The following is a 14,568-nucleotide window of genomic DNA, read 5'->3' as shown; positions in this document are numbered from 1 at the left end:
TCGTCACCTCTCGTTTAGTTCCTCTCGTATTTTACTATAAAACCAAAGTTTTTTACAGTGGTAAATTTAAGTCTTATGTATTAAGCGTTTTTCTTGCCAGAAAATTTCTATATCTGTAGTCATACCTGCTCCTTTTTTTGAAGTAAAAAAGAAGTAATTATCCCCATATTTTTAAAAGCCACTATATCACTTTTAAGAGGTTTTAAATTGGAGTGAACAAACTAAGCACCTCATCAACAACTCGCCCCAATCGGGCACCTATAACTTTTAGTAATGGGCGCACAAAAAAGAGAGTACAATCAATGTAATTGTGCCTCTCACCTGATAAATTATGTTTTTATAAGTCATCGAACTGCTCAGTAGTTTGTTTAAATGTTTGTTCAGCTTGTTTGACCCACTGGCCTTTTGCTGATGTTTTAAAACTAGATAGATAACTGGAACTTGTGCTTTTTAACCCGTTCATCTTTTCTTTTTCCATTTGATTCATCATTTGTTTACGATTTTCAGATGTTGCATGGCTTTGACTGGCTACAAATGTCTGAATCAACTTTTTTTCTAATTCTTTTCGGATATCAGCTAAATTTTCTTTTAATGCATCTAACATTTATGAATTCCTTTCCTTCCTTGCTAGTAAAATATCCTCTTCATAGGACATTTTTTGTTTTTGATACAAAATTCTTTGTTCTTCTTGCTTATCATCTAATTTATTTAATGTTTTCTTAACAACCATTTGACCTTCTTCTTGTGCTTCTTGAATGAATCTATAGGCTTGTTGCAAGGCTTCTGGCTCAGTGGCTTCTTCTCTTTTGGCCATGTATCTCACAAAATCAGCTAAACTTTCAATTTCTCTGCGAAATATTCGATTTTCATTATGTATATCATCAACTGTTTCTTCGATTTGTTGTTTTTCTTTTCTATAGTCTGTTTCTAACGCATCTAATTTTTGGGATAGTTCTTCTTCTTTTCCCATTACATACTCCTTATCAGATTCGCTAACTCTTGGTCTGTTTCTAATTGCTTGGTAATTGATTCCCCTATTTTCTGTAATAATTCATCATAATTTCGGCTTATCTTTGTAGCTTTCGCTAATTTCTCCTCATATTCACGTACGGGTTCTCTTACGATGCTACTTTCTGTTGCATTCCCTCTAGCTAATGCATTTATACACTCTCCATAAGATAAATGGGAACCTGTATTTTCAGCGTTTGATTTGGTTGTTCTCCACAAATCTCCTGCATTTTTGATACCTTCTGTATAGATTTGTGTCAGCTCTGTAATTTCTCCATTTATCGTTTGTTTCATCCCTTGAGTAATTGCCATTGCTTCTGATGCATCAAGAAAAATCTCTTCTGATTTAGAAAGACCACCACCGCTTTTCATAAAATTCTTTCTCATCATATCTATTGCAGATAACTGTTGAGTTACCATATATTTTGCTAGTTGGAGACAGCCTTCTTTTGTAGCCTTAATACTTCCATCTTTATTAAAATTATATCCACCCCACATATGTTGGTCAATGAGTCCTACTTTTTTGGAGTTTACTCTAATAACATTTCCTACTGATAGTTTACCCGAACCATAACCGATTGCTATAATATCTTTTGAATCCACATAGTTAAATAATTTGTTTAATTTTGTTAGGGCATCTGCTGTTGCTTGTTGTTTAGGGGATAGAACACCATAAATATTTGGCCCTTCATAAAAGAATCCCCCACCAATTCTTGAACTATCCTTATCAGACAAATCAGCTACTGCATACTGGGCATTCATCGACCCTAGTGAATGACCATAAACAAATACTTGTGCATTTGGATATAATTCCATGGCATTTTTTAAGGTTTCAGACGATGATTGCAATTGTGGCATTGCTACTGCTCCACCACCGTTAGCCACTTGTATTCCTGTTGGAATATCATTTAGTAACCAGTCTTTTGCAGCATCTGATGATAACTCAAAAGAAGAACCACGATAAATTACCGTAACCTCTTTTACTTGAGTTCTTTGTTCGATGTTTGCAGTGGGAGGACAATACTTGTCTGTAATAACAAAGGATTGTTCTCCGGTAGATTTATCATTAGCTTGTGATACATAACCAAGTGTGTTATCACCTACTGAGATTTCATCTTTTATTTCTAAATCTTTGTACTCTTTATCAGCAATTATAACTCGCTCTTCATCTGTAAAATTATTCATTTCCTATTGCCTCCCTTTTCAGGTCTGATAACTCACCAGATATATCAACTCCTCCATAATTTAGCGTTCCTGTTCTTTTATTTAAATCAAATTTAGCAACTAGCCTATCATCTCCATTGATGATAATATTTACTATTATAGAGCCCATAGGACTATGTTTTATACTTTCTTCATCAATTTTATAAGAGTGAATTACTCCATCATTTGTAAAAGCTTTGGGGTCTATATTTTTTATACCTTCCTCAAAAACTTTCTTTGCCTCATCACTTTTCACGACTTTTATCATTTCTGTATCCAACTTTTTCGAATCCATATACATCTTTCCTCCAATTCCAATTATAATGACTATTATAATTCCTATAATGATTAATAATTTCTTCTTCATTTCCCACCTACTTCCACGTAGTATCGTTAGATTTTAATCGCACCATTATTTATTTTACCAAAAGTATATTAAATTTATCAAAACATTTTATATCTTTACTGAAGATTATACATTTATATTCCTACAGCCATGCTTGTATTGACTAATGGTATCCCAGTTGGAATATCATTTAGTAACCAGTCTTTTGCAGCATCTGATGATAACTCAAAAGAAGAACCACGATAAATTACCGTAACTTCTTTTACTTGGTTTCTTTGTTCGATTGATGATGATGCAGGACAATACTTGTCTGTAATAACAAAAGATTGTTCTCCAGTGGCTTTATCATTAACTTGTGAAACTCTACCGACAGTAGTTTTTCCTCCATTCAAATCAATCTTACTATTTAATTGCAAATCATCATATTCTTTTCTAGCTAGTTCAACACGTTCTTTATCATTCATTTTTATTATCCTCCAACTGGTCTGCTAATACACCAGAATAACTGATAGCGCCAGATTCAAGTTCTCCGTTTGATTTATCTAAAGTAAAATTAATAACTAAATCACTACTTTTATTTATATTCAGAGTTACATTAATTCCTCCCATTGGATTGTGTTTAATACTTTTTTCATTAATTTCATATGATTTGATAATTCCATCATTAGTAAATGCTTCTGGGTCTATATTTTTTATTGTTTTTTCAAATACTACTTTTGCTTCTTGACTATTCACAATCTTAATCATTTTATCCTCTTGTTTCTTATTGTCTAACATAACTTTCCCTCCAATCCCAATTATAATTATTACAATAATACCTATAACTACTAATAGTTTCTTTTTCATTTTCCACCTACTTTTTTCATTTACTAAAAGAGTACTTATTATAATTTAACTTTAATTCTAATTACTATTTATTTTACCAAAAGTACAATAAAATAGATAGATTTGGAATTATGGTTTTTATCCATTTAAAAAGAGGTTGCAAGTTTTGGCACTTATAATCCCTTTTTTTATTATAGTAAGTTATTAATTGCTTGCTTTAATTCAGTAACAGTATTGTCAATATCTATGGTGCAGAATTATACAGAATAATATTCGGTATATTATACGCCATCCCCATACCCATCCCATTTCTTCCCGAAGAGAATGTCCAGTGACAGTATCAACATTATAACCATTAGCTTTTAAATCATTTACCCTTACTGGTTGTCGCCATATTTTTAATTTAAGTTTATTTATCGATTACTATTGACCATATAATTTTATGTTATTTACTTTTTCAATAAAAAAGACCATGTTTTGTTTATTATATAATCTCTAAAAAAAGAAACCAATAGACAAACGCGGACGTTCAATCTATTGGCTTTCTTAGATTTATTTATTTTTGTGCTGAAGCAAAGTTCGCTGCTTCTGTTCCAGATTGGCGACCAAAGATGATAATATCTGCTACAGCGTTTCCGCCGATGCGGTTTGCACCATGTAAGCCACCTGTTACTTCACCAGCGGCATACAAGCCCTTGATTGGCGCTCCATCTTCTTTTAATACTTCTGTTTTCGTATTTATTTTCACACCGCCCATTGTATGATGGATTCCTGGTGCGATTTTGATTGCATAGTATGGACCTGTCGATAAATCATGATCCATACCTGTTGAACGGCTATACTGTGTATCAGATTTAGCTTGGACATCTTTGTTCCATTGATCGATAGTTTCTTTTAGTTTTGCTTCAGGCATATTGATTTTCTTGGCAAGAGCTTCAATCGTTTCCCCTTCTACAACAAAACCTTGTTCATCATAAAAATCGATAGCTTTGGCACGATCACGAACGCCTTGATCGAAAACTAAGTATGCTGATTTCTCTGGTAAGGCAGTGATAGCCGCAGAAACTTTATCACGTGTATCCATTTCATTCACAAAACGTGCCCCTTCTTGTGAGGCTAAAATAGCTCCTTCGCCACGAACCACTTCACCGATCAAGAATGATTTGTCTTGTTGAACTGTCGGATGGATTTGGATTTCTTTCATATCAACTGTGGCACCACCAAGTTTTTCGATCATTTTAATACCGTCACCTGTTGTACCTTCTTGGTTTGTTGTGACGTAATCTTTTAATTTGGGATCATATTTTTCTAGCATTTCTTTATTGGCACCAAAACCACCAGTTGTTACGATTACAGCATTTGATTTGATTTCTTTGGTTTCTTTGTCATTTAGTTTGACTTTGACACCGTTGACTTGACCGTCTTTTTCAGTGATTTCAGTCACATTGGCATTTACAAACAACGGAATTTTTTCTTCTTTGACATTTCGAACAAGGCCATCAACCAAATAACCGCCGATTGCTGAACCGTCTGCTGGACGGTGTGTTCGTTTTTCGCTCATTCCACCAGTGATCGTTAAGTTACTAAGTTCGATTCCTTTTGTATCCAACCAATCGATTGCATCTGCTGAATGGTCTACGAAAAAGCGTAATAGTTCTTTATCATTTGTGCCTTTTCCACCTTTAAGTGTTTCTTCAAAAAATTTATCATTGCTGTCAGTGATACCATCCTGTTTTTGATATTTTGTTTCAGAAGCATTCATACCTGATGATGACTTGATCGTATTTCCGCCTGCAACGGGCATTTTTTCTAGAATTGCTGGATTCATTCCGGCTTCCTTTGCTTGTAAAGCTGCGGTCATTCCAGCACCTCCTGCACCGATGATCACAATATCGTATTGATTTTCTAGTTCACTTAAATCTGTATAGCCATTGGCTGACGCACCTGATGTAACCTCTGTGCTTTCTTTGGATTCTTTACTTTTCTTCGTTACTTTGTCTTGATCGCTAGTACATCCTACAGCAATTCCAGCGAATAAGCTCAATGATAGTAAACTCATAATAACTTTTTTCATTTTTTCCCCACCTCAGTAATTTTTGACCCTACAACTCTAATTATTCAATTTCTTAGAAAGTCCTATTATAATGTGACCTTTTTCACATTATAATAAAAGCTTAATAATGAGTAAAAAATTGATCTCGCTCCTTTTTAAAAAGAAAAAATAGATTCATGTTACTTCTATCACAATTAAAATAGCATGTTCTAGAAAATTTGTACTCTATTCTTGTTTTTTTTAATCAATTTCTTATTTCTTCTAAGCGTTTATTCTTTATTTGCCCATCAATTATTTTCTGCTATACTTATTTTAACGATGTTCAGGAGGTCCATTATGAATCAATTTCGGCTTTTATGGCTAGTCCAACGTAAAGGAAGGCGTTTTATTTCCAATCATTTTTCATCCATTCAAATAATTGTTTCCTACTATATTATTATGACAGTGGTTTCTTATTTGTTATTTTGTTTACCATTTTTTAGAGAACCAGGTTCTCATGTCGGGTTTATCGATATGCTTTTTATGGCTATCAGTACTGTAAGTGTCACTGGTTTATCTACATTTGATATTAATTCTGTTTTTAATGATCGTGGTGTTTTGCTGTTGGAAGTTCTTTTTCAGATCGGTGGACTTGGAATTATGATGATTTCTACAGCTTTTATAATTTTATCTAAACGTAGAATTTCCTTAAAACAGCGACAATTGATTATGACCGATATGAATCAGCCAAAATTGAGTGGGATTGTCCGATTGATTCGAATCACCTTTACAATCATTTTATGGTTTCAAGTGATTTTTGGCACATTTTTCTCTATTTATTTTTATTACTCAGGCTATTATACGACTTGGTCAAAATCGATTTTCTTTGGTTTTTATCAATCGATTTCGGCAGTGACAAACTCTGGATTTGACGTGACTGGCGATTCGATCATTCCCTTTGCCAATGATTACCTTTTTTTAATTGTCATTATGTTCTTGATTTTTGTGGGGGGAATTGGTTTTCCAGTATTAATGGAGTTTCGTGAATGGTTATTCTTTAAAAAGAAAAAACGAGGGTTGCCCTTCCGCTTTTCATTGTTTAGTAAAATTGCCGTTTTAGCCTTTGTCATTTTGTTTGTGGGCGGTACAGTGTTGATTTATTTGTTAGAGAAGGATCATTTGTTCGTAGGGATGGGAGAAGTTCAGCGTTGGATCACCTCTATGTTCTATTCTATGACAACTCGAAATGCTGGATTGCAAATCAATGATTTAGGTGATTTTCAGATTACTACATTGATCGTATTTTCTTTATTGATGTTCATAGGTTGTAGTCCTAGCTCCGTAGGTGGCGGGATTCGAACAACAACGGTTGCAATTATTGGGTTATATTTATATGCCTTCTTAAAAAGTGAAGACAAAATCAATGTATTTGGCCGTCGAATCGATGACGATGATGTAAAAAAATCAATTGTTGTCTTTATGCTATCGTTGATCATGTGTTTCTTTGCGGTCTTATTTTTAACAGCAACAGAAGATCATCCATTGATCGCTATTATTGTTGAAGTGGCTTCAGCTTTTGGTACGACAGGTTTGTCATTAGGAATCACCTCAGATTTGACGACCGTTGGAAAACTAATGATCGCTCTATTAATGTTTATTGGACGGATTGGTATGTTATATACATTAATGTTATTCGTACCAAAAGAAACTCGAGATATCGGTTATGAGTATCCATCTGAAAAAATAATTATTGGATAAAAAAACTTGCTTATCACAACTACATTGTGGTGAGCAAGTTTTTATTTTAGATTAACACGTTAACAATTAAATACATCAAAAATAAGCCCGAAATCAACCACATTGGCAATGAAAGTTCCGCTTTTTTTCCAGCAACCCACTTCGTTAATGGATACGCGACAAAACCAAAAGCCATGCCATCTGAAATGTTCATCGTAAACGGAATCAATACAATCATCAACATTGCAGGAAAATAGTCACTAAACTCGTCAAAATGCAACATTTTGATTTGTTGGATCATTAAGAAGCCCGTTATAATAATGGCTGGTGCTAAAGCTGAATCTGGAATATAAGAAAGAAACGGCAATGCTAATAAAGCAAAAAAGAAACAAATACCACTTGTGATCGAGGTAATTCCAGTTTTCCCACCTTCTTCAATTCCTGTTGCACTTTCAGCAGCTGCCACAGTTGGACTTGTACCAAAAACCCCAGATAGCAGTGTAATAAATCCAGTCACACGATACGCTCTTAAATATTGTTTTTCAGCTACTTCTGGCATCAAACCTTTAAGTAAACCCATTGATTCAAAAATCAAGATCATTGATAAAGCAAAGACACCTAGTAAAAAGCTTTTAGAAAAAAATGTACTGAAATCTAATTGTAAAAAGATCTGAGAATAATTGCTCAAACCGCTTAAAGAAAAATGTTCTGACGGAGTTACCATACCAAAAACATTTGCGATACACGTTACAACAACGATTCCAATAAAAAAACTGCCTTGAATCCCTTTTACAAATAACGTCACTGTCAAAATCAATGAGAATAACGTTAATAAGGTCAAACTATTATCTAATGATGCTAACTGTAAGAAGGTGTGCTCTCCTCTTAAAATCAAATGGCCTTTTTCCAAACCAATCAAAACAAGGAAAAAACCGATTCCTACAGTTATGCCAATTTTTAATGTTTCCGGCACTACTTCTGCAAATAACTTACTTAGCTTTGTAAAAGCCACCAATAAGTAAACAATCCCTGCACAAAAACTAACAGCCAACGCTTGCTGCCAAGTCAATCCCAATGAGAAAACTAGCGTATAAGTAAAAAATGAATTAACCCCCATCCCTGTGGTCAAAACAATTGGGGCATCCGCAATTAGTCCCATCAAAATCGAACCAATAATTGAAATAAAAATTGTGCCAAAAATCGTTAATTCCTTTGGCATTCCTGCCTCAGCTAAGATTACAGTATTCACCATAATGATATATGAAATGGCAAAAAATGAAGTTGTTCCTGCTAATATTTCTCGTTTTATATCGTCTTTTTTAAGCTTTTTCCATTGAAACATGAAAATCCTCCTTAAATTAAAAGCGTTGTGGGCTTGTTAAGCTCTAACTGAAAATAGAACCATCTGCTTAATAAAATTATTTTTTACTGAAATTATGACACTGTAAGGATACCACATTGTAAACGCTTTTTGAAATTTCTGAAGAATTTTTTATTTTAATTATTATCGAAAAAAACAAGGGTGTGGGACAAAAGTAACAACCACTTTTGTTTCACACCCTAAATGCTTCCATCCCATCCTCTTGCTCTTTTTTTATTTTTTTGCTGGACTCACTAATTTAACGTAATTTTCCGAACGGTCTTCTGCATCCTCTTTTGTTTTCGTTAGAAGATCTTCAACAATTTCTTGGTTGTCTTTGATCGTATGAAGTGCAGAGAAGCGAGTTTGTTTTTCAAGGAAATCACGCATTTTAGAGAAATCCGCTTTTTTATAATCAATGATCATAGGATCTTTGCCTTTTTCAATAAGTTGTGGATTATAACGATACAATTGCCAATAACCCGATTCCACTGCTTCTTTCGCTAATGATAAGGTTTCAATCATTCCGCCTTTGACCCCATGATTGATACAAGGTGTATAGCCGATAATCAGTGACGGACCTGGATAACGCTCAGCCTCATCGATTGCTTTGATCGTCTGCATAGAATTCGCACCTAAAGCAATTTGAGCAACGTAAACGTTCCCATAAGTCATCGCCATCATACCTAAGTCTTTTTTGGAAGTTTGTTTTCCCCCCGCTGAAAACTTAGCAATAGCTGCAGCTGGAGTGGCTTTAGATGTTTGACCACCAGTATTGGCGTAAACTTCATTATCCATGACGAAAATATTAACATCTGCCCCACTTGCTAAGACATGGTCAATCCCACTAAACCCAATATCATAGGCCCAGCCGTCGCCTCCAATAATCCATTGACTAGTTTTTACAAGCAAGTCGCTCTGTTTATAAATTCTTTCTAAGAGTGGATTGGTTTGATACTCTTCACTCAGTACAGCAGCCAGTTTAGTTGCCCGTTGTTGTGTCCCTTCACCTTCTAAATAGTGTTCCAACCAATCTTCCAGCAATGCATGTAATTCAGGTGTTCCTAAATTCTTGTTCACTGCTTCTTGTACTTGATCGGCTAAATATTGACGCTTGGTTTTATTGGCAACATACATACCATAACCATATTCAGCATTATCTTCAAATAATGAATTACTCCAAGCCGGACCTTGACCACATGCATTCGTCGTATATGGTGTTACAGGAGATGAGCCGCCCCAAATAGAAGAACATCCTGTCGCATTCGCCATCATCATCCGATCCCCAAATAATTGTGTTAATAGTTTGATATACGGCGTTTCACCACAACCTTCACATGCTCCAGAAAATTCCATTAATGGTTGGTTAAACTGAGATCCTTTCACCGATAATTTTCTGACTGGATTTTCTTTTTGCTGTAAGGTCATCGCAAATGCCCAATTGATTGCTTGTTCTTTTTGTTCTTCATAAGGTTTCATCAAAATAGCTTTTTCTTTGACTGGGCAAGCTTGGACACACAAACCACAACCCGTACAATCTTCTAATGATACTTGAATACGATACATCAAACCGTCTGAGCCTCTCATTTCTCTTGCATGGAACCCTGCTGGAGCTTCTTCCATCTCCGATTCGTCTGCTAAAAATGGTCGAATTGCCGCATGAGGACAGACAAAAGCACATTCATTACACATCGTACATTTATCCATTTGCCATTCTGGCACCTCTAAGGCAATTCCGCGTTTTTCAAAAGCTGCTGTGCCCATTGGCATTTCCCCAGTTTTCATCCCATTTTCAATCAGATCTCCAACAGTTAAATTATTTCCTTCTTGGCGATTGATCGGCTGTAAAATATTCGTAATATATTTAGGTAATGTTGTATCTTTTTTCTCTGTCTCAATTACGATTGCTGGCCATTCAGAAGGAACATCGATTTTTTGTAACGAGTCAAACGTCCTATCGATCGCTTGAAAGTTTTTTTCTACGATCTCCATTGATTTTTTCCCGTATGTTTTTTGGACCTCAGCTTTTAATAACGGCATATATTCATCGCGTGTCATAATATCTGTCACTTCAAAAAAAGCGGTGGACATCACTGTATTGATTCTACGGCCTAAACCAATTTCTCGAGCCAATTCTACAGCATTGATGATGTAAAATTGAATAGCGTGTTCTGCAATATATTTTTTTAGTTTAGCTGGAAGTAAACGATAGACCTTTTCTTTATCCCAAATGGTATTCAATAAGAAGGTTCCGCCATCTTTCAAGCCTTTTAGCAAGTCATAATTATGGATATAAGAAGCATTATGACAGGCAATAAAATCAGCTTGTTCTACTAAATAAGTGGATGTAATCGGTTCTTCACCAAAGCGTAAGTGTGAAACAGTTAAGCCCCCTGATTTTTTAGAATCATAGCTAAAATAGGCTTGGGCATATAAATCAGTATGATCACCGATGATCTTGATTGCTTGCTTATTTGCACCAACCGTTCCATCTGAACCAAATCCCCAGAATTTTGCTTGGAACGTTGAATTAGGGGTCAAATCTAAGATTTCTCCTTGTGGTAACGAACGATATGTTACATCATCTACGATACCAATGGTAAAACGTTGTTTTAATTCAGAAAATGGCAATAGTAAATGATCATAAACTGCTTTGATTTGATTCGGTGTCACATCTTTTGAACCTAAACCATAACGTCCGCCGATCACAATTGGACGATTTGAATGTTGATATAATGCACTTTGAACATCTAAAAGCAATGGTTCTCCATCAGCTCCTGCTTCTTTCGTTCTGTCTAAAACTGCGACTTTTTCTACTGTTTTTGGTAATTTTTCTAATAGATTCTCTGTTGGGAATGGACGATATAAATGAATATTGATCAGCCCAACTTTTCGTCCTTCTTGATTTAAATAATCCACCGTTTGTTGAATAACTGGTGAAGCTGAACCCATTGAAATAATAACTTCTGTCGCATCTTCTGCTCCATAGTAATCCGTTAAATCATAATTAGTACCGCGTAATTCATTGATTTGGTTCATGTATTTTTGAACGATTCTTGGCATTGCTTCGTAATTTGCGTTAACTGTTTCTCTTTGTTGAAAATGAATGTCTGGATTTTGAGCTGTTCCTGAGACCGTTGGGTGATTTGGATTCATTCCTCTATTTCTAAATCGATCCACCGCATCTTGGTCAAGCATTCCTTTTAGATCATCATAATCAAGCACTTCTATTTTTTGTAATTCATGACTCGTTCTGAATCCATCAAAAAAATTAACAAAAGGTAAACTGCCTTCAATACTCGCTAAATGGGCTACTGCAGAAAGATCCATCACTTCTTGTACACTGGATTCTGCCAGCATACAAAAACCTGTTTGCCGAGTCGCCATAACATCTCCATGATCACCAAAAATACTCAAAGCGCTCGTTGTAATCGCTCTAGCTGCCACATGGAACACACCAGGTAATAGTTCCCCAGCTATTTTATACATATTGGGAATCATCAACAACAAACCTTGAGATGCGGTATAAGTCGTTGTTAATGCTCCTGTTTTTAACGAACCATGAACAACGCCAGCAGCTCCAGCTTCTGATTGCATTTCAATCACTTGGACTTTTTGTCCATAGATATTTTTTAGTCCATTTTCCGCCCATTCGTCTACCAATTCTGCCATCGTGGAACTTGGTGTAATAGGATAAATAGCCGCTACTTCTGTAAAGGCATACGAAATATAAGCAGCTGCTGTATTTCCGTCCATCGTCTTTGTTGTTTTCATTTTTCTCACCTTTTATCTTTCCTCAAACTTTTTGTTGTTACGGGCGTGTTCTTTTTTCCTCGTACGTACCTGTCGATTTCAACAGCGGCAACTTTTCCGGCACCCATAGCCAAAATCACTGTTGCTGCACCTGTAACGATATCTCCGCCAGCAAAGACGCCGGGAATCGATGTTGTTCCCGTTTTTGGATCCGCCTCAATGTAACCCCATTTTGTTAATTTAAGTTCTGGGAAAGTGGTTAACAACACTTTATTGGACCCTTGACCGATTGCTTCGATCACTGTGTCAGCTTCGATAATAAATTCACTATTTTTAATTGGAACTGGACGACGCCTTCCAGATTCATCTGGTTCATCTAACTCCATTTTGACACATTTTACACCTTTTAACTCCCCAGCTCCGTTGTTTATATATTCGATTGGATTCGTCAGCCAATGATAATCAATATCTTCTTCAACAGAATGGTGATATTCTTCGATACGTGCGGGCAATTCTTCTAGTGATCTGCGATAGACAATACTGACATGTTCAGCACCTAAACGCTTAGCGGATCTTGCCGCATCCATTGCTACATTTCCTCCACCGACCACGACAACATGGTTCGAACGCTTCATTGGTGTATCATATTTAGGAAACTCATAGCTGTGCATCAAATTGATTCGTGTCAAATATTCGCTAGATGAATAGACTCCATTTAATGCTGTTCCAGGAATCTCCATAAAATTTGGTGCTCCAGCTCCGACTGAAATATAGCAAGCATCAAACTCATCTATGATCTCATCCATCGTAATCGTTTTCCCAACCACCACATTTGTTTCAATCGTTACGCCTAATGCTTCAATTTTTTCGATTTCTTTTTTTACGATCCTTTTAGGTAACCTGAATTCTGGAATACCGTATATCAAGACACCACCGGAATCATGCAATGCCTCATACACAATTACTTCGTAATTCCTTTTTGCTAAATCACCAGCGACCGTTAATCCGGAAGGTCCAGAACCGATTACGGCAATTCGACCATTTTTTGGTTCGTTGTTTTGAATATGCTTTGAAAAAGCTTGATTCTCTAATGCCCAATCTGCAACTAACCGTTCTAGTTTACCGATTGCAACTGGTTCAAAATTTTTGTTCATCCCCAATTTACAAACTTGTTCGCATTGTTTTTCTTGTGGGCAAACTCTGCCGCAAATTGCAGGAAGATTCGTATATTTCCCTAAGATATCCACTGCTTCTTGCATGTCCCCTTCTTTGATTGAAAGAATAAATCCAGGAATATCAATCATCACAGGACAGCTCGTAACACAAGGCGCATTTTTACATTGTAGACACCGAATTGCTTCAGCTTGTCCCTCTTCAATCGTATAACCTAAGCATACTTCGTCAAAATTAGACTTACGAATTGCTGGGTCTTGTTCTGCGATTGGTGTTTTTGTTCTGCTTCTTCTAGCCACGATTTATCACCTGCGCTTTTTGATAACCCGCCAAACAAGTTTCTTCTTCAGTCTTATATTGTTTCATACGACTGATAAATTCATCCCAATTGACCTCTGTTCCTTTAAATTCTGGACCATCGACACAGGCGAATTTTATACTACCATCAATCGTTACTCGGCAACCACCGCACATGCCTGTTCCATCAATCATAATTGGATTTAACGAAACAAAAATAGGCACCTCATGTTTTGTTGCAGTCAAAGTACAAAATTTCATCATCATACTGGGACCAATCGCCCAACAACAATGAACCGTTTCCTTGTTAATCACATGCTCCATAGCAGCCGTTACAAGGCCTTTCATGCCAAGCGTGCCATCATCTGTCGCGATGATCAATTCATCAGAATATTCTCGACACTCTTTTTGAAGAATCACTAGCTCAGCTGTTTTAGCACCAAGAATCGTAATTACACGATTGCCAGCATTTTTCAATCCTTTAACAATTGGGAGAATCGCAGCAATTCCAACACCACCACCTGCAATCATAACCGTCCCGTATTTTTTTATTTCCGTCGGCATACCGAGGGGACCTGTTAAATCTAAAATAGTATCACCAGTAGTCAGTTTCCCTAGTTCAGCTGTTGTTTTGCCTATTACTTGGAAAACCAACCGAATATTACCGCTAGAATCATCAGCATCAGCAATTGTCAAAGGGATTCGCTCACCAATTTCATTGATTCGTAAAATAACAAATTGTCCTGGCTTAGCCTTTGATGCAATCAAGGGCGCATTGATCCAAAAATCATATTCGTTTTCCGAAAGTTGCTTACTTTTTGATATCTTATGCAT

General features: G+C 36.0%; 12 protein-coding genes. 1 reads left to right on the top strand and 11 read right to left on the bottom strand.

Going from position 1 to position 14,568, the window contains the following annotated elements; genetic code table 11:
- Nucleotides 1-337 precede the first annotated feature (337 nt).
- From I580_RS02390 to I580_RS02360, 7 genes are all read right to left on the bottom strand, one after another.
- The gene (locus tag I580_RS02390) at nt 338-604 is read right to left on the bottom strand and encodes a hypothetical protein (protein ID WP_010772905.1); all 267 of its coding nucleotides are present in this window, start codon (nt 602-604) and stop codon (nt 338-340) included.
- Nucleotides 605-970: a hypothetical protein gene (locus I580_RS02385; protein ID WP_010772906.1), complete on the bottom strand. Its 366-nt coding sequence runs from the start codon at nt 968-970 to the stop codon at nt 605-607.
- Nucleotides 970-2,193, bottom strand: a complete 1,224-nt coding sequence (locus I580_RS02380; protein WP_010772907.1) for a DUF2974 domain-containing protein — start codon at nt 2,191-2,193, stop codon at nt 970-972. Before I580_RS02380 ends, I580_RS02385 begins: the two co-directional genes overlap by 1 nt.
- On the bottom strand, nt 2,186-2,578 hold the full coding sequence (locus I580_RS02375; protein WP_010772908.1) for a DUF1310 family protein: 393 nt from the start codon (nt 2,576-2,578) through the stop codon (nt 2,186-2,188). Before I580_RS02375 ends, I580_RS02380 begins: the two co-directional genes overlap by 8 nt.
- 113 nt (nt 2,579-2,691) lie before the next feature.
- Entirely contained in the window at nt 2,692-3,021 is a 330-nt protein-coding gene (locus I580_RS02370) for a hypothetical protein (RefSeq protein ID WP_010772909.1), read from the bottom strand.
- Entirely contained in the window at nt 3,014-3,403 is a 390-nt protein-coding gene (locus I580_RS02365; RefSeq protein WP_010772910.1) for a DUF1310 family protein, read from the bottom strand. Before I580_RS02365 ends, I580_RS02370 begins: the two co-directional genes overlap by 8 nt.
- Before the next feature lie 535 nt (nt 3,404-3,938).
- Complete coding sequence (locus I580_RS02360; protein WP_010772911.1) at nt 3,939-5,456, bottom strand: flavocytochrome c; 1,518 nt, start codon at nt 5,454-5,456, stop codon at nt 3,939-3,941.
- A gap of 315 nt (nt 5,457-5,771) precedes the next feature.
- Between I580_RS02360 and I580_RS02355 the strand changes: the two genes are divergently transcribed.
- Complete coding sequence (locus I580_RS02355) at nt 5,772-7,172, top strand: TrkH family potassium uptake protein (protein WP_010772912.1); 1,401 nt, start codon at nt 5,772-5,774, stop codon at nt 7,170-7,172.
- A gap of 46 nt (nt 7,173-7,218) precedes the next feature.
- Here the strand turns inward: I580_RS02355 and I580_RS02350 are convergent, their stop codons facing one another.
- The 4 genes from I580_RS02350 to I580_RS02335 all read right to left on the bottom strand — a co-directional run bounded on the left by I580_RS02350 (nt 7,219) and on the right by I580_RS02335 (nt 14,568).
- Nucleotides 7,219-8,493 (bottom strand): NCS2 family permease, encoded by a 1,275-nt coding sequence (locus tag I580_RS02350; protein ID WP_010772913.1) that lies wholly within the window; start codon nt 8,491-8,493, stop codon nt 7,219-7,221.
- A 252-nt stretch (nt 8,494-8,745) separates the two neighbouring features.
- Nucleotides 8,746-12,285 carry a pyruvate:ferredoxin (flavodoxin) oxidoreductase gene (nifJ, locus tag I580_RS02345; RefSeq protein ID WP_010772914.1) on the bottom strand — a complete coding sequence of 1,180 codons (3,540 nt, stop codon included), beginning with the start codon at nt 12,283-12,285 and terminating at the stop codon, nt 8,746-8,748.
- A 5-nt stretch (nt 12,286-12,290) separates the two neighbouring features.
- Nucleotides 12,291-13,736 (bottom strand): NADPH-dependent glutamate synthase, encoded by a 1,446-nt coding sequence (gltA, locus tag I580_RS02340; RefSeq protein WP_010772915.1) that lies wholly within the window; start codon nt 13,734-13,736, stop codon nt 12,291-12,293.
- Nucleotides 13,729-14,568 (bottom strand): sulfide/dihydroorotate dehydrogenase-like FAD/NAD-binding protein, encoded by an 840-nt coding sequence (locus I580_RS02335; protein WP_010772916.1) that lies wholly within the window; start codon nt 14,566-14,568, stop codon nt 13,729-13,731. The genes gltA and I580_RS02335 overlap by 8 nt, the downstream gene beginning before the upstream one ends.

This window comes from Enterococcus caccae ATCC BAA-1240, assembly GCF_000407145.1.
Classification (GTDB): domain Bacteria; phylum Bacillota; class Bacilli; order Lactobacillales; family Enterococcaceae; genus Enterococcus_L; species Enterococcus_L caccae.
The sequence above is the reverse complement of the archived record's forward strand: the minus strand, read 5'-3'. Positions and strand labels throughout refer to the sequence as shown.